Below are 21,239 nucleotides of genomic sequence, written 5' to 3'. Positions count from 1 at the left end.
CAAACCAATGAAGATTGCCGTCTTTTCTGCTGCACTCGCGCTCTTGACCGGGCTGTCCCCGGCATGGGCCGAGACCACTGATATCCGCTTTACCCTAGGCTGGAAAACCCAAGGTTCGGATGCGCCCTTTTTGCTGGCCCTGAGCAAAGGGTATTTCGCCGAGGAGGGTCTGACTGTGACGATTGATCAGGGCGAAGGCTCTGCCGCCACCGTGACCCGGATCATGGGCGGTGCCTATGATGCCGGGTTTGGCGACATCAACGCGATCATCCAGAACGCGGCGCAACGCCCCGGTGAGGCGCCTGTGATGGTCTATCAACTCTGGAACCGCCCGCCCTTTGCCATCGTGACCCCCAAGACATCCGGGATCGAGACACCCGCCGATTTCGTCGGGCGCAAGCTGGGAGGGGCACAAGGCACGCCGACGACCCGGCTATTTCCGGTCTTTGCAGAGCTGAACGGCATTGATCTGGCCAGCGTCGCTCAGGAAAACATGGCCCCAAACCTGCAGGAACCGATGTTGATCCGGGGCGATATCGACGGGGCGTTTGTGTTCACGATCACAAGCTGGTTCAACCTGATTGCCAACCGTCAGGACCCGGCCAACGATTACAACTGGTTCAAGTTCGAGGATTACGGCATGGATCTCTATTCCAACGGGCTCATGGTCTCTCGCGCGTTGCTTGCGGATAATCCTGAGGCGGTTGCGGGGCTTGTGCGCGCCGTCAACCGCGCCACGCTCGAGATTGCCAAGGATCAGGATGCGGCGATGGAGGCGGTGATGGCCTTTGACAACCTCGTCGATCAGGACAACGAGCGCGCGCGGCTGAATTTTGCCCTGACCAATCTGATGAACGCCCCTGAAACCGACAGTATCGGCATGGGGGATCTGGTGGACGAACGCCTGACCCGCTCGATCGAGATCGTGGCCAAGGGCTATGGGCTCGAGCGCCTGCCGGAAGCCTCCGAGATCTTTGACCGCTCGTTCCTGCCGCCGGTGGGCGAGCGCGCCTTTGCTGTCGAGATCATGAACTGATCGTCCCGCGCGCCGGGTGGGTATCCCCGCCCTGGCGCGCATTCGCCTGCCCGGATTGATCCATGCACGCCACTCAGACGCTGATCCGCGGCGGCCTTGTTCTGGTCGAGAACGCGCAGTTCGCCCCGGTCTCGCTGGTGATCGAGGAGGGGCGCATTGTTTCGGTTATCGACGGCGATGGTCCCGACGATCTGCCCATCCTTGACGCCACCGGGCGTCTCGTCATTCCCGGTCTGGTCAATGGTCACACCCATTCCCACGGGGCGCTGGGCCGGGGCGGCGTGCCAGAAGACGCCACGCTTGAGACCTTTCTCGCGGGGGGGGCCGCGCTCAACGGCAACCGCCACAGCGACGATCTGCGCCTCAGCGCAGAGCTGTCGGCGGTCGAGATGATCCGCAAGGGCTGCACCGCCTGTTTCGACCTCAGCGTGGAATTGCCCGGTCCTTCTGTTGCCGGCATCCATGCCGTGGCCGAGGCCTATCATACCGCAGGTTTGCGGGCCGTGGTGGCCCCGATGATCTCGGACCGTACGATCTATCAGGCGTTGCCCGGACTTCTGGACGCCTTTGCGCCATCGCAACGCGCCGCCTTGGCCGCCATCAGCCTGCCACCGTGGCAAGAGACCCTCGCGATTTGCACAGAGGCCTTTGCCCGCTGGCCGGTCCCGCGCGACCGCGTCAAACCGGGACTTGGCCCCGCCATCCCGCTGCATTGCTCAGATGCGTTCCTGACGGCCTGTGCCGCCACGGCGCAGGCCGCTGATCTCTGCCTCCAGACCCATCTGGCCGAAACGCAGATGCAGCAGGTCGCGGCCCATCAGCGCTATGGCACCAGCCTGACCGCGCATCTGGACAGGCTGGGCCTGATTTCACCGCGGTTCAGCGGGGCGCATGGCGTCTGGCTCGATCCCCATGAGGCCGCGCTTCTGGCCTCGCATGGGGCTGGGATCGTGCACAATCCGCTGAGCAACCTGCGGCTTGGCTCGGGCATCGCCCCGCTGCATGCGCTGAGGTCTGCGGGCGTCACGCTGGGCGTGGGCACCGATGCCGCCAACACCTCGGATGCGCAAAACATGTTCGAGGCGCTGCGTCTGGCCACAACCCTCAGCCGGACCTCGTCGGCCCCACCCGAGCATTGGATCGGTCCAACGGAGGCGTTCCGCATGGCCACCGAAGGCAGCGCGCGCATTCTGGGTCTTGACCGCGTGGGACGTATCGCCCCCGGTTGGGCCGCCGACCTGCTGTTTCTCGACCGGAGCTATTGCCATTACGTGCCGCTGCGTGATCCCCTGTCACAGATCGTCTTTGCCGAAACCGGGGCTGCCCTGCGCGAAGTGATGATTGCGGGCGCTCTGGTCTTTGCTGACAACCGCGTGTTGACCCTTGACGAAGCGAGTCTTGCCGAGCGCGCCGGTCGCGCGGCGACCCGGCTTGACGCCGCCAATCACGACGCAAGACAAATGGCAGAGGCCGCCGCCCTGATCGTGCGCAGTTTCTGCCGCAGCGCCTGCGCTCGACACCCCCATTCCCATCCCCTGTGAGGACCGCATGACCCAAATTCCTGACCCTCTGACCGCCGCCAAGGCCCTCGTCGAATCCTACCTTGACCTGTCGATGATCCCCGATCCTGTCGCCGCCTCTGCCTATCTCAGCGAGGGGTTCGAGCTGGTGTTTACCGGCGGGCGCAGGTTTTCCGGCCCGGCCCAGAGTGCGGCCTTCAATGCCAAACGCTACGCTTGGGTCAAGAAACGCTTTTTGCGCACCGACGCGGCCCTCGACCCGGACACCGGCGATGTGCATGTCTACAACACCGGCTATCTCTACGGTGAATGGCACGACGGAACCGCGTTTGAAACCAACCGCTATATGGACAAATTCATCGTGCGCGATGGCAAGCTGATCCGCACCGATGTCTGGAATGACAGCGCCGAGATGCTTTTGGCCAAGGCTGGGCTGGCCGAGGCGGAGCTGTGACCATGACAGCGCATCACAACCGCTACGACTATGTGCCGATCACGGAGCGCGCCGCGTATACATGGCCGGGCGGCGCACGCCTTGCGGTCTACATCGGACTCAACCTCGAACATTTTGCGTTTGGTGAGGGGCTGGGTGCCGAACTTGCGCCCGGCGGCCCACAGCCCGACGTGCTCAATTACGCATGGCGCGATTATGGCAACCGGGTTGGTGCGTGGCGGATGCGCGATCTGTTTGAGGCGCTCGATATGCCCGTCAGCCTGCTCGCCAACAGCGCCATGTATGCCTATGCCCCTGACCTGATGGCCGCCTTTCGCGCGCGGGGCGACGAGGTGCTTGGTCATGGCCGCACCAATTCCGAACGTCAGAGCGTCATGGACCCCACCGCAGAGGCGGCCTTGATCGCCGAGGCCACCGCCGCCATCACGCAGGCCGAAGGCAAAGCGCCCCAAGGCTGGCTGTCTCCGTGGATCGCCGAGAGCCTCGTCACCCCCGACCTGCTGCAAGAGGCGGGCTATGGCTACACTCTTAATTGGTGCATGGACGATCAACCGATCTGGATGCGGACCCGCGCCGGCCGTCTTCTCTCGATCCCCTATCCGCAAGAGGTCAACGACATCCCGTCGATCGTCGCGCGCAAGGATGGCGCGGCGGCGTTCGCGGATATGATCATCGACAATTTCGACGAGATGCTGGAGCAATCCCGCGCCCAGCCCCTTGTCATGGGCGTGGCCCTGCATCCCTACCTTGTCGGTCAGCCCTATCGCCTGCGACACCTGCGGCGCGCCCTGCGCCATATCACCACCCATCGGGACCAGATCTGGCTCACTCAGGCTGGTGCAATCCACAGCTATTGCCGGGATGAGATCCCCGACCTGATTGCCTGAAACTGCCGACCGTCCCCGATCTGCCGACGCGGGTGTTGTAAAAGGGGTCGCAAAAGAGATCACGCCAACAGGGGGGCGGCATTAGATTGAGGGCGGGGCAGGTCCGGGCCTGCCCGCTGTCGTGGCGAGAGGCAATGAAAGTTTCGGACGGATGAAGAGGCTCGGTCTTGATGCGACGGATATTCGCATTCTCACGGCGATTCAGATGCATGGGCAACTGAGCAAGAACAGACTGGCCGAGATTGCCAATATCTCGCCCACGCCCTGCTGGGCGCGTTTGGACCGGCTCAAGGCTGCCGGGTTCGTCCGCGGCTATCACGCCGATCTCGTTCTGGATAAAATCTGTGACTTTACCGAAGTGGTGGTCACGGCCTCTTTGACCCATCATCGCAAATCGGATTTCGACCGGTTCGAGAGCTTTGTCAGGGGGCAGGACGAGATCACCGAATGTATCGCCACAGGCGGTGGCATGGACTATGTGATGCGCGTTATCTGCGCCAATCTCACGGCGTTCCAGACCTTGATGGAGGCCATGCTGGCGGCTGAGTTGGGGATTGACCGCTATATGACCTATATCGCCACGCGCCGGGTCAAATCCAGCCAACCCAACCTCTCGCATCTGACCGCCAGAACCGGCAAATGACGCTCTGCGCCTGAGCAGTCTGTTTGAGGCCCGCAAAATAGTCTGATCGGTCTGAGTCTCGCATGTTTTCAGACCGCAAACGCCCCAAGTTCGCCCCTAGAAGGGCGTCAGGATTAGACAGTCCAAAGCCGGGTGGCCGAGGGCAAACAAGGGCGCAAACCATGACACACGCAGACGACTTCGGCTTCGGCACTCAGATCCGCAAATCCCCCTATTTCGACGCCACCGTGCGCTGGGGGGCCAAGGGATTTTCGGTTTACAATCATATGTATATCCCACGTGATTTTGGGGATGCGGAACAGAATTTCTGGACCCTCGTGAATGAGGCCATTCTCTGCGACGTGGCGGTCGAGCGTCAGGTCGAGATCACCGGCCCCGATGCCGCACGCTTTGTCCAGATGCTGACCCCGCGCGATCTGTCCAAGATGGCGGTAGGCCAGTGCAAATACATCCTGATCACCAATGCAGAGGGTGGCATCCTGAACGATCCGATCCTGCTACGTCTGGCCGAAAACCATTTCTGGATTTCGCTGGCTGACAGCGACATCCTGCTCTGGGCGCAGGGCGTGGCGGTGCATTCCGGGTTGGACGTCACCATCGGCGAACCAGATGTGTCGCCGCTGCAATTGCAGGGGCCGAAATCGGGCCTGATCATGCAAGAGCTCTTTGGCGAGAGCATCATGGATCTGAAATACTACTGGCTGCGCGAGCTTGAGCTTGACGGCATTCCGCTCCTTGTGTCGCGCACCGGTTGGTCGAGCGAATTGGGCTATGAGATCTATCTGCGGGACAGCGCCCATGGCGATGCGCTCTGGGAGCGGATCATGGCGGCGGGGATGCCGTTTGGTCTCAAGCCCGGTCACACCTCCTCCATCCGCCGGATCGAGGGCGGGATGTTGTCCTATCATGCCGATGCGGACATCAACACCAACCCCTATGAGCTGGGTTTGGACCGGCTGGTCAATCTCGACATCGAGGCCGAATTCATCGGCAAGGCCGCGCTGCGCGGCCTTCGTGACGCGGGACCGCGCCGCAAGCAGATCGGGTTGATCATCGACAGCGCACCGCTCAAGGAGCCGAACACCACCTTTTGGGCGATCAATGTTGCGGGCACGCCCGTGGGCAAGGTCACGTCAGCCGTCTATTCGCCACGTCTGGAGCGGAATATCGCCCTGGCCATGGTGGCCGCAGAGCATGCCAATGTCGGTGCCGAGGTCGAGGTCGTGACCGGTCAGGGGCCAGTGCGCGCCGTGATGGTGGAGCGTCCCTTCTACGATCCCAACAAGAAAATCGCCGCCGCCTGAGCGTTGGCCCGAACCGAGACTTGATCCATGTCCGACCTTTCAATCGAGCTGCATTGGCAGCGCGCCGAACCTGTGCTGCACACCGGCAAATATTCCAATGCCCATACCGTGCAGTTCAACAACCGCCATGATGTCCAAGTGGACGCCGCCCCGGATTGGGGCGGTGATCCGGCCCACACCAACCCCGAACAGGCGCTCGCCTCGGCGCTGTCGAGTTGCCACATGATGACCTTTCTGGCGCTCGCGGCCAAGGCGGGGTGGCCGGTTGCGAGCTATCACGACTATGCCGTGGCCCATTTGGGCAAGAACGCCAAGGGGCAGATGTCAGTGACGCGCATTGATCTGCATCCGGTGGTGCGGTTCGACACCGGTTTTGCGATGGAGGATGCGAAGCTGGCAGAGATGCAGGACCGGGCGCATCGTTATTGCTTTATCGCCAACACGCTCGCCGAGAGCGTGGAAATCAACATTCTCTGACGACCAGAAGGGATCTGATCCGTGCAAACAAGCGATATCCTGCTGCGTGATCTGGATTCTGATGGCATCCTGCGCCTGACGCTGAATGATGTCGGGCGGCGCAATGCGCTGTCCGAAGCGATGCTGGCAGAGCTGGGCGCGGCCCTGACCGAAGCGGGGAACGATCCTGCGGTCCGGGTGGTGGTTCTGGCTGCCAATGGCCCGGCGTTTTGCGCGGGTCACGATCTCAAGGAAATGACCGCCGGGCGGGCGGATGCGGACCGGGGCCGGGTCTATTTCACATCGGTCATGGCGCTCTGTTCCGGGGTCATGCAATCCATCGTGACTTGTCCGAAACCCGTCATCGCCGAGGTCACGGGCATTGCAACCGCTGCGGGCTGTCAGCTTGTGGCGAGTTGCGATCTGGCGATTGCGGCGGATACGGCGCGCTTCAGCACGCCGGGGGTGCATATCGGGTTGTTCTGCTCAACCCCGATGGTGGCGCTGTCGCGCAATGTGGCGGGCAAGCATGCGATGGAGATGTTGTTGACCGGCGACATGACAGCCGCCGCGCGCGCGGCGGAAATCGGGCTGGTCAACCATGTGGTTGCGCCCGAAGACTTGCAGGCCGCCACCATGGCCATGGCCCGTAAGGTCGCGTCGAAATCGAGCATGACGCTCGCCACCGGCAAGCGCGCCTTTTACGCACAGCGCGAGATGAGCCTGCCGGATGCCTATGCCTATGCCTCTGCCGTGATGGTGGACAACATGCTCGCTCGGGATGCCGAAGAGGGCATTGCTGCCTTTATCGAAAAACGAAGCCCCCAGTGGCAGGATGCCTGACCCATGACACCGAACCCCTATAACACCGGCCTTGACCGCACCCCCGCGAATTACCAGCCGCTGTCGCCGCTCAGTTTTCTGGAGCGTGCCGCCAGTGTGTTTCCCGATCACACGGCAATTGTGCACGGCGCGCTGCGGCGCAATTACGCCGATTTTTACGCGCGCTCGCGGCAATTGGCCTCGGCGCTGAGCGCAAGGGGATTGGGGCGCGGCGATACCGTGTCGGTGATGCTGGCCAACACGCCCGCGATGCTGGAATGCCACTACGGCGTGCCGATGTGTGGCGCGGTGCTGCATTCGATCAACACGCGGCTCGACGCGGCCATCATCGCCTTTCAACTGGATCATGCCCTGTCACGGGTGGTGATCGTGGACCGCGAATTCATGCCGCTGATGCAAGACGCGCTGTCGCTGGCGAAAGTCACCCCGCTCCTGATCCAATATGACGACCCGGAGTTCAGCGGTCCGGAATTCGCGACCGACGCCGAGGACTACGAGATCGTCCTGTCAGCAGGTGATCCGGCGTTCGACTGGCTGATGCCAGAGGATGAATGGGACGCGATTTCGATCAACTACACCTCTGGAACGACGGGTGACCCCAAGGGCGTGGTGTCGCACCACCGGGGGGCCTATCTCTTGGCGCAGGGCAATGCGCTGACCACCTCGATGGCCAAACATGCGGTCTATCTCTGGACACTGCCGATGTTCCACTGCAACGGCTGGTGTTTCCCCTGGACGCTCTCGGCGATCATCGGCACGCATGTCTGTCTGCGCCAAGTGCGCGCGGACCCGATCTGGGAGGCGCTGGCGCAAGAGCGGGTGACACATCTCTGCGGTGCGCCGATTGTCATGTCGCTGATGATCTCGGCCCCCGAGACTGTGAAGCACCCCCTGGATCAGAGGGTGCAGTTTTTCACCGCCGCCGCCCCGCCGCCCGAAAAGCTGCTCGCGGAGATGAAAGACGCGGGCTTTGACGTGACCCATCTCTACGGGCTGACCGAGACCTATGGCCCGGCGGTCGTCAACGACTGGCATGACGCGTGGTCGGCTCTGCCCGCCGCGCAGCAAGCCAAGCTCAAGGCGCGCCAGGGCGTGCGCTATCTGGCGCTTGAGGGGCTGGATGTGATGGACCCCGAGAGCATGACCCCGGTGCCGTGCGACGGGCAGACCATGGGCGAGGTCATGTTTCGCGGCAATGTCGTGATGAAGGGCTATTTCCGCAATCCGCAGGCCACGCAAGACGCCTTTGCTGGCGGCTGGTTCCACTCGGGCGATCTGGGTGTGCGACATCCCGATGGCTATATCCAGCTCAAGGACCGCTCCAAGGATGTGATCATCTCGGGCGGCGAGAACATATCGTCCATCGAGGTGGAAGAGGCGCTCTATCGTTATCCGGCAGTGGCCGTGACGGCCGTGGTCGCCATGCCGCATGAGAAATGGGGCGAGACCCCGTGCGCCTTTGTCGAACTGACCGAGGGGCAGGTGGCGGATGCCGAAACCCTGCGGGCATGGTGCCGCGACCATCTGGCCCCCTACAAGGTTCCCGGCCACTTTGTCTTTCTACCCATCCCGCGCACGTCGACCGGCAAGATCCAGAAATTCCTGTTGCGGGCGCAGGCCGAAGATTTGGCGCTGAGCCGCATCCCGGACCGGGCTAGCTCGGTGGTGATTTGAACACGAATTCGACGCTGGTCATCGGCCAGCAGCCCCGGTTGAACTCGATCGCCGTGCCCTCCGGATCGCGGTTGATGGCTGTGACATATTGCACCGGGGTATTGTCGTTGAGGCAGAGGATTTCCGCCTCATCAGGCCGCGCAAAGCCGCCACTCACGCGGGTTTCGGCGCGGCGAAACCACGGAATTCCCGCTGCCTTGTAAACCGCGCTGACCGATTGACCGATCGTGTAGATCCGCTCGAATTCGGGAAAGCGGTGGGCGGGCAGTTCCTTGCGCGTGAAATAGATCGGCGCACCGTCCAAGAGACGCATCCGGTGCAGCACGATCACCTGATCCCCCGGCCTCAGATCAAAGAGGCGCGCCGCCTCGGGGCTGGGTGCGGCCCGCTCAAGTCTCAGGGTGCGTGATGTCACCTGCGCCTCGCACCCGATAAGCGAGTCGGCAAAGCGCATGTCGTTGCGGATCACAAAGGCACGCGGCACGGGGCGCACGAAAATGCCCACGCCCTTGCGCGCCTGCAATTTGCCTTCGCTCTGCAAGAGGGCGAGCGCGCGGCGCATCGTCAGGCGGTTGACCCGGAACATCTCGGCCAATTGCACCTCGCCGGGCAGGCGGCTGCCGGGGGTCACGATGGCCCCGTCGATTGCCCGTGCCAAGCGGTCATAGATCTGCAACCAGATCGGGCGCTCGGAGCGGGCGTCATAGGCCAGCCCCCCCAGCCGGGCGAGATCTGTCTCCGCCTGCGCTAGCGCTGTCAGGTCAGCCACGGGTCAGGACTTTTCTGCCTTGGACAAACACCGCCTCGATCTTGCGGGTTTGCGGGTTCACAACAAGAACATCCGCCCGCTTGCCGGGCCCGAGCGTGCCCCGGTCATCCAGTCCTGCCGCCGCCGCCGGATTGGCCGAAACGAGCGCCCAAGCCTGTGACAGCGGCAGGATGCCAGCCTCGTGCAGCCGCCACACCGCATGAAACGGCGCCGGATAGTAATAATCCGACGCAAGCACGGTGCAGAGCCCCGCCCGGATCGCCGCCGTTGCGCAGAGCGCGCCATTGTGGCTCTCGCCGCGCAGGGCATTGGGTCCGCCAAGGATCACGGGCTCGCCCGCCGCCCGCGCCTCGGCGGCCGCCTCTTCGGACATTGGAAACTCGGCCACGGTCACACCGCGCGCGCGCCCTGCGCGCCGGTCCTCGACAGTCATGTCGTCATGGGACAGAACAGGGTGGCCAAGTGCGATGGCCCCCGCGCAAATCCGGTCCATCGCCGCCGGCACTTCATCTTGTCGCGCCAGCATTGCCGTAATCGCCGCCTTGGCATCGGCGGGCGCAAGGCCCATCCGCACCGCCATCCGCTTGAGCTTGGCGCTGTCTTCGCCCAGTTTGTGATTGGCGCTGGTGTGATCGTTGAGCGACAGGATATCGCCCGGTCGCCGCGCCAGCCAGCCCAGCACCTCATCGACATGGTCGATGGCATAGGTCTCCCAGCGGATGTTCAACCGCGTGTCGCAGGCCAGCATCGGCGCCACCCGTTCCAGCGCCGCAAGCAGCGCGCGCGTGATGGCAATGTCACGCAGACCCGGCTCCCACGAGACCGTCAATCCGTGATAGGCGGTCGTGATCCCGTTGGAGATGAGTTGCGCATCCGCCTCGCGATAGGCCAGATCATAGGGGAAATGCACCCCCGGGCGCGGTTGCACCAACGCCTCGAACCCGTCGCCATGCAGGTCAATGATCCCGGGCAGGATCAGACGCCCGCTGGCGTCATACGTCTCGGCCCGCTCGGCGGCCTTTGCCGTGATCCATCCGTCGGCCACATGCAGCGGTTCCGCCTCAAAGCGGTCGCCCAAGAGGATCTGACCGCCGGTGAGTGTCCAGTTTGTTGTCATGTCGTTGCGAGTCCTCGTGTCACGAAAGTGTCAACCGAATCCCATATGCCTCGGTTGTGTGACGTTCCTGTGTACACAACAACCTTAATTCAGCCCCGAACATCCTGGAGACCCCCATGATCCGTTCCCTGCTCGCCGCCACTGCGGTATCCCTCGCCAGCGCCCTGCCTGCCGTGGCAGAACCGCTGAAGTTTGCCGTCACCGACATCGAAGGGCTCGAAACCCTGCAACAGGAATTCGGCGCCTTCGAGCAGAAACTCGAAGAGTTGACCGGCCAAGAGATCGAGCTTTTCGCTGTCAGTTCCCGCACTGCCGCCGTTGAGGCGCTCAATCAGGATCAGGTCGATCTGGTTCTGACTGGTCCTGCGGAATATGTCGTGATCAAGGAATTGACCGACGCCCGGATCGTGACCGCCTGGCAGCGCCCCAATTACTACGCCCAGATTGTCACCCTGTCCGACGGGCCGATCAAATCGGTGCAGGATCTCAAGGGCAAGGTCGTGACCTTTGGCTCTGTCGGCTCGACGTCGCAGCATCTTGGACCGGCACAGGTGCTGGCCGATTTCGGTCTGGCCTATAACGCGGACTACCAGCCGCAGATCATCTCGCGCAACACCGCAATCGAGGCGCTCATTCGCGGCGATGTTGCCGCCGTTGGCATGAACGAGAGCCACCTTGGCCGCATTCGCGAAGCCTTTCCCGAGGTGTCCTTTACCGTCGTCGCCCGTGGCCGCGATCTGCCCAATGACATCCTCGTGGCGCGCTCTGATGCGGATGCCGATGCGGTGGCCGCGGTCAAATCCGCCTTTGTCGATCACGCACCGGAACTTATGGCGGCGATCCTGACCGGAGAGGACAACCAGAAATTCAAGGGCGGTTTCTTTCTGACCGAGGTCGAGGACAGCGATTACGACTATGTCCGCTCGATGTATGCGACCATCGGCGTGGATACCAAATCCTTCGTCGGAAACTGAACGGGGGCATCCCCATCCGGCCGGGGGCAGCGCCCCCGGTCATTTGCAACCCGGAGATTGGCCATGCTTGACCTTGAGGGTGATACCCGGTGCGACGCGCAGCAGGCCGAGGCCGATGCTGCGCCGTTGATCGTGGCGCGCGGGTTGAGCAAGGGCTATGGCCGGGGCGGCATCGTGCTCGACGGTATTGATCTGGATATTCGCCGGGGCGAGCGTGTGGCCCTGATCGGGGCCAACGGCTCTGGCAAATCCACCCTTCTCAAGAGCCTGATTGGCCTGCACCCAATCTCCGGCGGCACGCTCACCTGCTTTGGCCATCCGGTCGGCCCAGAGTCGGGCCGCGCGCACCGTCTGCGCATGCGGCGTCAGACCGGCTTTGTCTTTCAGAAACATTGCCTTGTGCGTCGGCGGTCGGTTCTCTCCAATGTCATTCACGGCCTGTTCGGCGAGCCCGGAAGTTGGCGCGCCTTTTCGCATAGCCTGGCCCCCCTTGAGTGGCGCGACCGCGCGATGCAGGCGCTCGGTGATGTCGATCTCGCGCACAAGGCCCTGCACCGCGCCGATGCGCTCTCGGGCGGGCAGCAGCAACGCGTCGCCATTGCCCGCGCGCTTGTGCGGCGTCCGCGTCTGCTCATCGCCGATGAACCGGCCGCGAGCCTTGATCCGGTTTCGGGGGTTAATGTCATGGAACTCTTCACCAAACTGTGCCGGACCCAGGGCATCACGTTGCTCTACACGTCGCATGACATGGCGCATGCGATGGACTACGCCGACCGGATTGTCGCGCTCAAGGGGGGGCGGGTGTTCTTTGACCGCCCCGTGACCAAGGTCACGCCAGCCGATCTCAGGGACACGTTCGATGGTTGATCAGCGCCTTCAGGCACCGGACAGGTTCCGGCGGTTTTCAGCGGTGAATTTCGTCCTGTTGGTCGCTCTCGGGGCCATCATCCTTGTCTCCATGGGTCAGGTCGCCCCCTCTCCACAACAATTGGCCCAAGGATTGCCGGGCATGGCGAACCTGATTGGTCGGATGTTGCCACCCAATCTGGAGCCGGATTTTCTGGCCCGCGTCGCGCTGCGCATGATCGAGACCTTTCAAATCGCTCTCGTGGGCGCGGTCCTTGGCATTGTCGTCAGCCTGCCCATCGCCTGGTGCGCCGCGCGGGGAGTGTCGCCGCTCGGACGGGGCAATATTCTGGTCAAGGCCTTCATTTCCTTTCTGCGCACCGTGCCGGATCTGGTCTGGGCGCTGCTCTTTGTGGCCTCGATCGGGCTTGGGGCAGTGGCGGGCACGATGACCATCATGGTCGATACCATCGGCTTTTGCGGGCGCTTCTTTGCCGAGGCGATGGAGGACGCGGAAAAGGAACCGCAAGAGGCGCTGGCCGCCATTGGGGCCAATCGCCCTTCGATCCTCATCGGGGCGATACTGCCCGATATCCTGCCCTCGCTGATCAATTCCTCGCTCTTCGCGCTGGAAAAGGCGGTGCGGTCTTCGGTCGTTCTGGGATTGGTCGGCGCGGGCGGGATCGGTCAGGAACTCAAGGTCGCCTTTGACCTCTTTCAGTACCGCAACGCCTCGATGATTATTCTGGCGATCTTTGCGATTGTTCTGCTGATGGAAATTTGCACCGACAAACTGCGCGCCCGCCTGACGTGAGCATCCGCCGCGACGGGCAGACGGGCACCGTTAAACCCTGTCGATGAACCGTTCCGCCACCTTGGTCTTGATCTCGCCGCGCTGCACCAGAATTTCGAGACAGCGCAGGGTGATGTCGGAAAACCCATAGCAGGTGTCACACAAGAGCGCGATCTTGCGCAGATCCCCGCTGGCAATCGCATCGGGTTGTGACAGGTCGCGCAGATAGAGAATATCGCCATCCAGCATCTGCTGTGGCGTTGCCCCCTCGATCTGCCCCAACCACTTGGACCGCACCAATCGCTTTTCGATATGCAGGAACGAATGCGGCACCAGCCCGTGATGTTGCAAGATGCGGTCGATCTCGCCAAAGGAAGGCTGGTTGTCATAGAGCGGAAAGAAATTCACCTCGCTCTGGACCGCGAGCGTCTGGGACAGCGCCGTCTTGGCATGGCCAAAGATCATCGCCTCGGCCCCCTGCACGTCGATCTTGAGGAAATCGACTCGGCCAATGCCCTCGATCTCATCGAGCTTGCGGCTGGGCAGGTCAATATGTCCGGTGGGTCGCGCGGCACGGCGCAGGCCCAGCAGGTGATCCAGAGTCGCCTGTCGGATTTCAAGCAACGAGGCCAGTCCCGACCCCCGATAGAGGTTGAGCCGATGGGTCTCGCCATCGCCCACCACATCGGGAAAATAGGTCTCATTCGCGGATTTCTGCGCGTTGAGCGCGGTGAGAGCCTCTGGTTGCGGCTCGAACCCGGTCACATGCGCGTGGCCTGCGGCCAGCAGCTCTTTGTAGGGCGCATCATGGTTCATCGGGTTGGCCCCGATGTCGAGAATACGCAGGGGCTCGGTCAGCCCCAAGGTCTTGACCAGATCCGCCAGCCGCGTCTTGGCGCGCTCTGCGGGGGGGGCATCAGTGCGTGCGGGCGCGGCAAGGGGCGTCGCCTGTACCGCGTGCAGGCTTGACCCCGATCCGTCGTGCAGGTCTTGCAGAACCATCATCATCTGTGCGGAGATGATCGCGGGCGCGCGCCGTTGCGCAAAATCAAACGCCGCCAGACGCCGCACGCGCAGCTCTTGATCCGGCATTTCGACCAGGCGCGTCATCATCCGCAACAGGCCGCGCGGTGCCTGCGGATCGTAGAGCAGATCGTGATTGTCGGGGGCGACATGGTCGCGCAGCGCATCGGTTGCCGGGCCGATCACCGGCAGGCCAAACCCCTGTGCCAGCATCACCGACCCCGATGTGAACAGGGTGTTGAACGGCGCAACAAAAACCTGCGCCCGCGCAAATATGCCGGCGACGGCCTCATCGGGGACCGACTCATCCGTGATCTTGATAGCGTCCAGCCCCTGAAAATCGCGAAACAATTTCTGGTGACTGCGCGCCGACCGGCCACAGAGATGCAGGTGAAACGGAACCTCGCGCCGCAGCAGAACCTTGGCGGTATCGACCAGCGTATCAAGCCCCTTGTTGGCCCGGAACGCGCCAAAGAACAAAAACGACCGCGCGGCGCAGTTGGGCAGATCGCGCGTCAGGCTGGTCTCTTCCGCCTCGTAATGACCAAGGTAACTCGGGTGTGGAATGATCCGCAGGCGCGCCGCCTCGACGCCCCAGTCGCGCTGCATATGCAGGGCCGCATCGGGGGTATGCACATGCACCAGATCGGCCAGCGCCACAACGCGGGCGCGCGCGGCGCAAAAGGTCGCGGGGTCCACGTCCCGGTGCGGGCTGCGATTGTGAACCGTCCACAGAATACGCCCGCCACCGGCCTTGAACGCCTCGAGCGCCGCCAGATCACGCTCGGCGTCATTGGCATTGGCCGCACTGTCGCGGGACCGGCCAAAAATCAGATCATCCCAATGCAGATGCAGCAGCCGTTGCCCCTCTGCCAGCACTTTGGGCAGATCGACAATCTCGGTCTTGTTGAACGGTTCGGCGCAAAACGCGGCGTCTTCGGCGGAATAGAGCAACCGTTGATAGGGATTGCCGCGGGACATCGGCAGGTTGAGAACCGGCATGGGGGCCGCAGCCACTTGTGGTTTTGCGGTCTTGATCGTTGCGCTTTTCGCCATGTCTCGCCCTTTTTCCCCATACCACCAATTACGATTGATCCGGCGCTTGCAACAGAAATCTACCCGTTCGCCCTGTCAGACAAGGCCCTATCACACAGCCCGGCCATGTTCCTGCCGGAACCGGATCAAAAACCGTGGCTGATCTGATCCGGCAGCCTGAGCACGCGGCGCGGTCCGCGACGCTCAGAAGGGCCGTGTGACGCCCCGGATTGTCTTCTATTGTCGCGGCATCCGGGTTGATTCGCTGCGCTGCGCGTCGCACCCGCCCAAGATCCAATCCGGCAGGAGCCGCAATGACCCGCTTTCCGCTCGCCCAATCCCGCCTCTCTGCCCTACGCACCCGTATGGAAGCCACCGGCACCGATCTGGTGGCGCTTGGGCCGTCGAGCCATATGGCATGGCTCTCGGGCGTGCATCCGCATGGCGATGAGCGGCCCGTGATGCTCTTGGTCAGCCGCGCGTATGCCGGGTTTCTCATGCCCTCGCTCAATGCCGCCTCGGCGCGGCAATCGACCGATCTGCCGTTTCATTTGTGGCGCGATGACGAAGGCCCGCTGGCGGCGCTGCACGATGTTTTGCGCGCCTGTGACGCTGCGCGCCCCGGCCTGTCGGTGGTGTTGGATGAAACCATGCGCACGGATTTCTCGCTTTTGCTGCTTGACCATCTCGACACGCCTACCCGCCGGTTCACCGACGATACGGTCGGCGCGCTGCGTGCCTGCAAGGACGCCGCCGAGTTCGACGCGATCAAGGCCGCGCATCGCCTCAATGACCAAGCCGTGCAGGCCGCGTTCGAGGCGCTCCGCGTGGGCATGACCGAGCGCGATCTGGTGCAGGTCATTCAGGATTTCTATGGCGCGCAGGGCGCGACGCTGGAATTCTGTTCGGTCTGCTTTGGCCCGTCGGGGGCCTTTCCGCACCATACGCCCGGCATGACGCGGCTGGAGCGCGACATGCCCGTGTTGCTCGATACCGGCTGCCGCCTGAACGGCTACCCCTCCGACATGACGCGCTGCGGCTATTTCGGCACGCCCGACGCCACCTATACAGAGGTTTTCACCGTGGTCGATCAGGCCGTTCGTGCCGCGATTGCTGCGGCGCGCCCCGGCGCGTTGGCGCGCGATGTCGACAAGGCGGCGCGCGATGTGATCACCGCCGCAGGCTATGGCGACCGCTTCTTGCACCGCACCGGCCACGGCCTTGGCATCGACATCCACGAGCCGCCCTATATCACCGCCACCGCAGATACCCCGCTGGCAGAGGGCAATGTGTTCTCCATCGAACCGGGCATCTATCTTGAGGGGCGCTTTGGTCTCCGGCTCGAGGAAATCGTGATTCTGCGGTCCGAGGGCGCCGAGGTATTCTCGGACATGCCCCGCGATCTGCTGGTGCGCCCGGTGCTTGACTGATCCGATTGGCGTCAACCCAAGGCTGTATTGCGTCATAGGTCCGATTCGGTGGCAAAAAATTTTCCAGAGGCAAAAATTTTTGTTGCAATGGCTTTGCATTTCGTCTGAGGTATGGCCAAGAAACGCCTTCTGACCCAAGGACGCCGATGACCTATTCACCTGCCGGTGCGCCACTCGCCTTGGGCCGCCGCATACGAAAACGCAGGCAGCGCATGTCGATGACCTTGCAGGATCTCAGCAACGGATGTGGAGTGTCGGTGAGCTATCTCAGCCAGATCGAACGCGACAATGCCGTGCCCACCCTGGGCACGCTGGCCGAAATCGCGGCGGCGCTGGATGTCAGCATCGACCATTTCATCGCTACCCCGCGACAGGCGGATAGCGTCACCCGCGCCGAGACACGGCCGCAGTTTTCAATTTCCGGCACCTCCATCATCTATGAACAGATCGGGGCCGAGTTTCCGGGTCATGAGCTGACCTCCTTCGTCCTCAATGTGCCGCCCGCCTATCAGTCCGAAACCGTGCAGCATTCCGGCGAAGAGCTGATCTTTGTGCTCGACGGCGAGATCCTTCAAGTGGTCAATGGTCAGCAATTCCTGCTGCGCGCCGGGGACAGCATGCATTATCTGGGCCAGCATCCGCATTCCTGGTCCAACGTCAGCGCGCATTGGGCGCGTCTGCTCTGGACCGGCAAGATGCTGCATGGCGCAACCCCCTCGTCCTATGTGCCGCGCACTGTCGCGGAGACTTCAAAATCCGACATTCCCTGAGCGACAACACAACATGTCGCTCTGGCACCAGCCGGGCAAACCGGCGCAATCTTACCAAATCCAACAAGGAGAACACGCGTGAAACACCTATTGCTCTGCGCTTCGGCTCTGGCGCTGACCGCCACGATGTCCGAGGCCAAGACCTTTGTCTATTGCTCCGAAGCCTCGCCCGAGGGCTTTGATCCCGCGCCCTTTACCGCTGGCGGCACTTTCGATGCCTCGGCGCATCCGATCTACAACCGCCTGACAGAGTTCAAGAAAGGCACGACCGAGGTCGAGCCGGGCCTTGCGGAAAGCTGGGACGTGTCCGAGGACGGCACCGAATACACCTTTCATCTGCGCGAGGGGGTCAAATGGCACTCCAACGAGACCTTCACGCCGACCCGTGACTTTAACGCCGATGACGTGATCTTTTCCTACGAGCGTCAGGGGGCGGCCGATCATCCGTGGCACCAATATATCGCCGGTGTGACCTATGAATATTACACCTCGATGGCGATGCCCGAGCTGATCAAATCCATCGAGAAAATCGACGACTACACCGTCAAATTCACCTTGAACCAGCCCGAGGCACCGTTCCTTGCGAATATCGCGATGCCTTTTGCCTCGATCGTGTCCAAGGAATATGCCGATACGCTTGACGCCGCAGGCACCAAGGAAGACCTCAACAACCTGCCCATCGGCACCGGCCCGTTCAAGTTCGTCGCCTATCAAAAGGACGCCGTTGTCCGCTACACCAAGAACGCCGACTATTGGGGCGAGGGCGCGATCATTGATGATCTGGTCTTTGCCATCACGCCCGACGCGGCCGTGCGCCTGCAAAAGCTCAAGGCTGGCGAATGCCACCTGATGCCCTATCCGGCCCCGGCTGACATCGAGACGATCAAGGCAGACCCCAACCTCAAACTGGACGAACAGGCCGGTCTGAATGTGGGCTATCTGGCCTATAACACCACCGTTGCGCCGTTTGACAACGCCCGCGTCCGCAAGGCGCTGAACATGGCGATCAACAAGGACGCCATCGTTGACGCGGTGTTCCAAGGGGCGGCTGCCCCCGCCAAGAACCCGATTCCGCCAACCATGTGGTCCTATAACGATGCGATCGAGGATGACCCCTACGATCCCGAAGCCTCCAAGAAGATGCTGGAGGAAGAGGGCGTGACCGACCTCTCGATGAAAATCTGGGCGATGCCGGTGCAGCGCCCCTATATGCCCAACGCGCGTCGCTCGGCGGAGCTGATGCAGGAAGATCTCTCCAAGGTTGGCGTCACGGTCGAGATCGTGTCTTATGAATGGGGCGAGTATCTGCAAAAGTCGATGGAAGCAGGCCGTGACGGTGCGGTGATGCTGGGCTGGACCGGGGACAATGGCGATCCCGACAACTTCCTGTCGGTGCTCTTGTCCTGCGATTCCGCTGGTGAAGGCGGGGCCAACCGCGCCTTCTGGTGCAACGAGGAGTTCTCCAAGCTGCTCAAGGATGCCAAAATCACCGCCGACCCCGCAGAGCGGACCGCGCTCTACGAACAGGCGCAGGTGATTTTCAAGGATCAGGCCCCGTGGTTCACCATCGCACACTCGACCCAATATGTGCCGATGTCGACCAAGGTCTCCGGCTTTAAAATGAGCCCCTTGGGTGATTTCACCTTCGAGACCGTTGACCTTGCCGAATAACCGGATCGTCTTGATCTGAAACCGAACGCGCGGGGGCTTGGCCCTCGCGCGTTTTCAAAGGAAAGCGGCGCATGATCCGATTCATCCTGTCCAAACTCCTCTACCTGATCCCGACGTTTCTCGGGATCACCATCATCGCCTTCAGCTTCGTGCGCATCCTGCCCGGTGATCCGGTGCTGCTGATGGCGGGTGAGCGTGGCGTGACGCCCGAACGGCATGCCGAACTGAGCGCACAATTGGGCTATGATCAGCCCATCGTGATGCAGTATTTCGAGTTCCTCGGACGGCTCTTGCAGGGCGACATGGGCAATTCGCTCGTGACCAAGAAGCCGGTGCTGGAGGAATTCCTGACCCTCTTTCCCGCGACCGTCGAACTTGGCCTCTGCGCCATTCTCATCGCCACGGTGATCGGCGTTACCGTCGGCGTGCTTGCCGCCATCCGACGCGGAAGCTGGTTTGACCAGATTTCCATGACCCTCGCCCTCGTCGGGTTTTCCATGCCGATTTTCTGGTGGGGGCTTCTGCTCATCATCTTTTTCTCGGGCATTCTGGGCTGGACGCCGGTGTCGGGGCGCATAAGCCTCTTGTATTACTTCCCCGATGCAACCGGGTTCATGCTGATCGACAGCCTGCTATCGGGGCAAAAGGGGGCGTTCACCTCGGCGCTGAGTCACCTCATCCTGCCGTCGCTGGTGCTGGCCACCATCCCGCTTGCGGTCATCGCCCGCCAGACCCGGTCTGCCATGCTCGAAGTGATGGGCGAGGATTACGTCCGCACCGCCCGCGCCAAGGGCATGCCGCAATACCGCGTGATCGGCATCCATGCCCTGCGCAATGCGATGGTGCCGGTGGTCACCACCATTGGCCTGCAAATCGGGGTGCTGATGGCGGGGGCGATCCTGACCGAAACCATCTTTTCATGGCCCGGCATCGGCAAATGGATGATCGATTCCATCTCGCGCCGGGATTATCCGGTGGTGCAATCCGGCCTCTTGCTCATCGCGGCGCTCGTGATGATCGTCAACCTGCTGGTCGATCTGACCTATGGCCTCATCAACCCGAGGATTCGTGTGAAATGAGCGATACATCCAACCTTGCCGCCCCGGTGAAACTGTCCGACGCGGCAATCCGCCGTCGCATGCTGGCTGAATTCTGGTTCTACTTCAGCCAGAACCGCGGCGCGGTCATCGGTCTGGCGGTCTTTATCTGCTTGGTGCTGACGGCCGTCTTTGCCGCTGCTCTGGCCCCGCATGACCCCACCACGCAATACCGCGAGGCGCTGCTCGTGCCGCCCGTCTGGGCCGAAGGTGGCAGCACGCAGTTCCTGCTTGGCTCCGATGCGGTCGGGCGCGACATGCTCTCGCGCCTGATCTTTGGCGCGCAATATTCGCTCTTCATCGGTATCGTGGTGGTCTCCATCGCTCTCTTTGGTGGCGTCATCATCGGCCTTTTGGCCGGGTTCTTTGGCGGCTGGATCGACAGCGTCATCATGCGGATGATGGATGTGATCCTGGCCTTCCCATCGCTCCTTCTGGCGCTCGTACTGGTGGCGGTGCTGGGGCCGGGGCTGACCAATGCGATGATCGCCATCGCGATTGTCTATCAGCCGCATTTCGCCCGCCTGACCCGCGCTGCTGTCATGTCCGAGATGAAGCGCGAATATGTCAGTGCCGCGCGCGTGGCGGGCGCGGGCAATCTGCGCCTGATGTTCAAGACCATCCTGCCCAATTGCCTTGGACCGCTGATTGTGCAGGCAACACTGTCCTTTTCCTCGGCGGTGCTCGATTCCGCCGCCCTGGGCTTTCTCGGCATGGGCGCACAGCCGCCCTCGCCGGAATGGGGCACCATGCTGGCCGAGGCGCGCGAATTCATCCTGCGCGCGTGGTGGGTTGTCACATTCCCCGGCCTCGCCATCCTGATTTCGGTGCTGGCGATCAACCTTATGGGCGACGGGCTGCGTGATGCGCTCGACCCCAAGCTGAAGCGGAGTTGAC

General features: G+C 62.4%; 20 protein-coding genes. 17 read left to right on the top strand and 3 right to left on the bottom strand.

Annotated elements, in window-relative coordinates:
* Nucleotides 1-7: 7 nt before the first annotated feature.
* The 9 genes from ROS217_RS02350 (at nt 8) to ROS217_RS02310 (ending at nt 8,817) form a co-directional block, all read left to right on the top strand.
* Nucleotides 8-1,036: an ABC transporter substrate-binding protein gene (locus tag ROS217_RS02350; protein WP_009816046.1), complete on the top strand. Its 1,029-nt coding sequence runs from the start codon at nt 8-10 to the stop codon at nt 1,034-1,036.
* A 62-nt stretch (nt 1,037-1,098) separates the two neighbouring features.
* A complete protein-coding gene (locus tag ROS217_RS02345) occupies nt 1,099-2,577 on the top strand; it encodes an amidohydrolase family protein (protein WP_009816045.1) in 1,479 nt (492 codons plus the stop codon).
* 7 nt (nt 2,578-2,584) lie between these two features.
* Nucleotides 2,585-3,010, top strand: a complete 426-nt coding sequence (locus ROS217_RS02340; protein WP_009816044.1) for a nuclear transport factor 2 family protein — start codon at nt 2,585-2,587, stop codon at nt 3,008-3,010.
* Nucleotides 3,011-3,012: 2 nt separating this feature from the next.
* Nucleotides 3,013-3,897 (top strand): polysaccharide deacetylase family protein, encoded by an 885-nt coding sequence (locus ROS217_RS02335; protein ID WP_009816043.1) that lies wholly within the window; start codon nt 3,013-3,015, stop codon nt 3,895-3,897.
* Between the two features lie 151 nt (nt 3,898-4,048).
* Nucleotides 4,049-4,540 carry an Lrp/AsnC family transcriptional regulator gene (locus ROS217_RS02330; protein ID WP_009816042.1) on the top strand — a complete coding sequence of 164 codons (492 nt, stop codon included), beginning with the start codon at nt 4,049-4,051 and terminating at the stop codon, nt 4,538-4,540.
* Nucleotides 4,541-4,701: 161 nt separating this feature from the next.
* A complete protein-coding gene (locus ROS217_RS02325) occupies nt 4,702-5,844 on the top strand; it encodes a glycine cleavage T C-terminal barrel domain-containing protein (protein WP_009816041.1) in 1,143 nt (380 codons plus the stop codon).
* Nucleotides 5,845-5,871: 27 nt separating this feature from the next.
* Complete coding sequence (locus ROS217_RS02320; protein ID WP_009816040.1) at nt 5,872-6,321, top strand: OsmC family protein; 450 nt, start codon at nt 5,872-5,874, stop codon at nt 6,319-6,321.
* A 21-nt stretch (nt 6,322-6,342) separates the two neighbouring features.
* On the top strand, nt 6,343-7,143 hold the full coding sequence (locus ROS217_RS02315) for an enoyl-CoA hydratase (RefSeq protein WP_009816039.1): 801 nt from the start codon (nt 6,343-6,345) through the stop codon (nt 7,141-7,143).
* 3 nt (nt 7,144-7,146) lie between these two features.
* A complete protein-coding gene (locus ROS217_RS02310; protein ID WP_009816038.1) occupies nt 7,147-8,817 on the top strand; it encodes an acyl-CoA synthetase in 1,671 nt (556 codons plus the stop codon).
* Here ROS217_RS02310 and ROS217_RS02305 read toward each other — a convergent pair.
* Entirely contained in the window at nt 8,798-9,586 is a 789-nt protein-coding gene (locus ROS217_RS02305; protein ID WP_009816037.1) for a GntR family transcriptional regulator, read from the bottom strand. The genes ROS217_RS02310 and ROS217_RS02305 overlap by 20 nt on opposite strands.
* Nucleotides 9,579-10,703 (bottom strand): alpha-D-ribose 1-methylphosphonate 5-triphosphate diphosphatase, encoded by a 1,125-nt coding sequence (locus tag ROS217_RS02300; RefSeq protein ID WP_009816036.1) that lies wholly within the window; start codon nt 10,701-10,703, stop codon nt 9,579-9,581. The genes ROS217_RS02305 and ROS217_RS02300 overlap by 8 nt, the downstream gene beginning before the upstream one ends.
* A 116-nt stretch (nt 10,704-10,819) precedes the next feature.
* Between ROS217_RS02300 and ROS217_RS02295 the strand changes: the two genes are divergently transcribed.
* The 3 genes from ROS217_RS02295 to phnE all read left to right on the top strand — a co-directional run bounded on the left by ROS217_RS02295 (nt 10,820) and on the right by phnE (nt 13,337).
* Entirely contained in the window at nt 10,820-11,677 is an 858-nt protein-coding gene (locus ROS217_RS02295; RefSeq protein ID WP_009816035.1) for a PhnD/SsuA/transferrin family substrate-binding protein, read from the top strand.
* Nucleotides 11,678-11,740: 63 nt separating this feature from the next.
* A complete protein-coding gene (locus ROS217_RS02290) occupies nt 11,741-12,544 on the top strand; it encodes a phosphonate ABC transporter ATP-binding protein (protein WP_009816034.1) in 804 nt (267 codons plus the stop codon).
* Nucleotides 12,537-13,337, top strand: a complete 801-nt coding sequence (phnE, locus tag ROS217_RS02285) for a phosphonate ABC transporter, permease protein PhnE (RefSeq protein ID WP_009816033.1) — start codon at nt 12,537-12,539, stop codon at nt 13,335-13,337. Before ROS217_RS02290 ends, phnE begins: the two co-directional genes overlap by 8 nt.
* Nucleotides 13,338-13,367: 30 nt before the next feature.
* Here phnE and ROS217_RS02280 read toward each other — a convergent pair whose 3' ends face one another.
* Nucleotides 13,368-15,395, bottom strand: a complete 2,028-nt coding sequence (locus ROS217_RS02280) for an FkbM family methyltransferase (protein ID WP_009816032.1) — start codon at nt 15,393-15,395, stop codon at nt 13,368-13,370.
* A gap of 293 nt (nt 15,396-15,688) precedes the next feature.
* Between ROS217_RS02280 and ROS217_RS02275 the strand changes: the two genes are divergently transcribed.
* The 5 genes from ROS217_RS02275 (at nt 15,689) to ROS217_RS02255 (ending at nt 21,238) form a co-directional block, all read left to right on the top strand.
* Nucleotides 15,689-16,804, top strand: a complete 1,116-nt coding sequence (locus ROS217_RS02275) for a M24 family metallopeptidase (RefSeq protein ID WP_040650300.1) — start codon at nt 15,689-15,691, stop codon at nt 16,802-16,804.
* 146 nt (nt 16,805-16,950) lie between these two features.
* Entirely contained in the window at nt 16,951-17,574 is a 624-nt protein-coding gene (locus tag ROS217_RS02270) for a helix-turn-helix domain-containing protein (RefSeq protein WP_009816030.1), read from the top strand.
* A 126-nt stretch (nt 17,575-17,700) separates the two neighbouring features.
* Nucleotides 17,701-19,245 (top strand): ABC transporter substrate-binding protein, encoded by a 1,545-nt coding sequence (locus ROS217_RS02265; RefSeq protein WP_009816029.1) that lies wholly within the window; start codon nt 17,701-17,703, stop codon nt 19,243-19,245.
* A gap of 71 nt (nt 19,246-19,316) precedes the next feature.
* A complete protein-coding gene (locus ROS217_RS02260) occupies nt 19,317-20,324 on the top strand; it encodes an ABC transporter permease subunit (RefSeq protein WP_009816028.1) in 1,008 nt (335 codons plus the stop codon).
* Entirely contained in the window at nt 20,321-21,238 is a 918-nt protein-coding gene (locus ROS217_RS02255; RefSeq protein ID WP_009816027.1) for an ABC transporter permease subunit, read from the top strand. The genes ROS217_RS02260 and ROS217_RS02255 overlap by 4 nt, the downstream gene beginning before the upstream one ends.
* Nucleotide 21,239 lies beyond the last annotated feature (1 nt).

This window comes from Roseovarius sp. 217 (assembly GCF_000152845.1).
Taxonomy (GTDB): domain Bacteria; phylum Pseudomonadota; class Alphaproteobacteria; order Rhodobacterales; family Rhodobacteraceae; genus Roseovarius.
The sequence above is the reverse complement of the archived record's forward strand: the minus strand, read 5'-3'. Positions and strand labels throughout refer to the sequence as shown.

Coding starts and splice junctions, on each gene's coding strand:
- ROS217_RS02350 (WP_009816046.1), top strand. CDS start 8: ATGAAGATTGCCGTCTTTTCTGCTGCACTCGCGCTCTTGACCGGGCTG.
- ROS217_RS02345 (WP_009816045.1), top strand. CDS start 1,099: ATGCACGCCACTCAGACGCTGATCCGCGGCGGCCTTGTTCTGGTCGAG.
- ROS217_RS02340 (WP_009816044.1), top strand. CDS start 2,585: ATGACCCAAATTCCTGACCCTCTGACCGCCGCCAAGGCCCTCGTCGAA.
- ROS217_RS02335 (WP_009816043.1), top strand. CDS start 3,013: ATGACAGCGCATCACAACCGCTACGACTATGTGCCGATCACGGAGCGC.
- ROS217_RS02330 (WP_009816042.1), top strand. CDS start 4,049: ATGAAGAGGCTCGGTCTTGATGCGACGGATATTCGCATTCTCACGGCG.
- ROS217_RS02325 (WP_009816041.1), top strand. CDS start 4,702: ATGACACACGCAGACGACTTCGGCTTCGGCACTCAGATCCGCAAATCC.
- ROS217_RS02320 (WP_009816040.1), top strand. CDS start 5,872: ATGTCCGACCTTTCAATCGAGCTGCATTGGCAGCGCGCCGAACCTGTG.
- ROS217_RS02310 (WP_009816038.1), top strand. CDS start 7,147: ATGACACCGAACCCCTATAACACCGGCCTTGACCGCACCCCCGCGAAT.
- ROS217_RS02300 (WP_009816036.1), bottom strand. CDS start 10,703: ATGACAACAAACTGGACACTCACCGGCGGTCAGATCCTCTTGGGCGAC.
- ROS217_RS02295 (WP_009816035.1), top strand. CDS start 10,820: ATGATCCGTTCCCTGCTCGCCGCCACTGCGGTATCCCTCGCCAGCGCC.
- ROS217_RS02290 (WP_009816034.1), top strand. CDS start 11,741: ATGCTTGACCTTGAGGGTGATACCCGGTGCGACGCGCAGCAGGCCGAG.
- phnE (WP_009816033.1), top strand. CDS start 12,537: ATGGTTGATCAGCGCCTTCAGGCACCGGACAGGTTCCGGCGGTTTTCA.
- ROS217_RS02280 (WP_009816032.1), bottom strand. CDS start 15,395: ATGGCGAAAAGCGCAACGATCAAGACCGCAAAACCACAAGTGGCTGCG.
- ROS217_RS02275 (WP_040650300.1), top strand. CDS start 15,689: ATGACCCGCTTTCCGCTCGCCCAATCCCGCCTCTCTGCCCTACGCACC.
- ROS217_RS02270 (WP_009816030.1), top strand. CDS start 16,951: ATGACCTATTCACCTGCCGGTGCGCCACTCGCCTTGGGCCGCCGCATA.
- ROS217_RS02265 (WP_009816029.1), top strand. CDS start 17,701: ATGTCCGAGGCCAAGACCTTTGTCTATTGCTCCGAAGCCTCGCCCGAG.
- ROS217_RS02260 (WP_009816028.1), top strand. CDS start 19,317: ATGATCCGATTCATCCTGTCCAAACTCCTCTACCTGATCCCGACGTTT.
- ROS217_RS02255 (WP_009816027.1), top strand. CDS start 20,321: ATGAGCGATACATCCAACCTTGCCGCCCCGGTGAAACTGTCCGACGCG.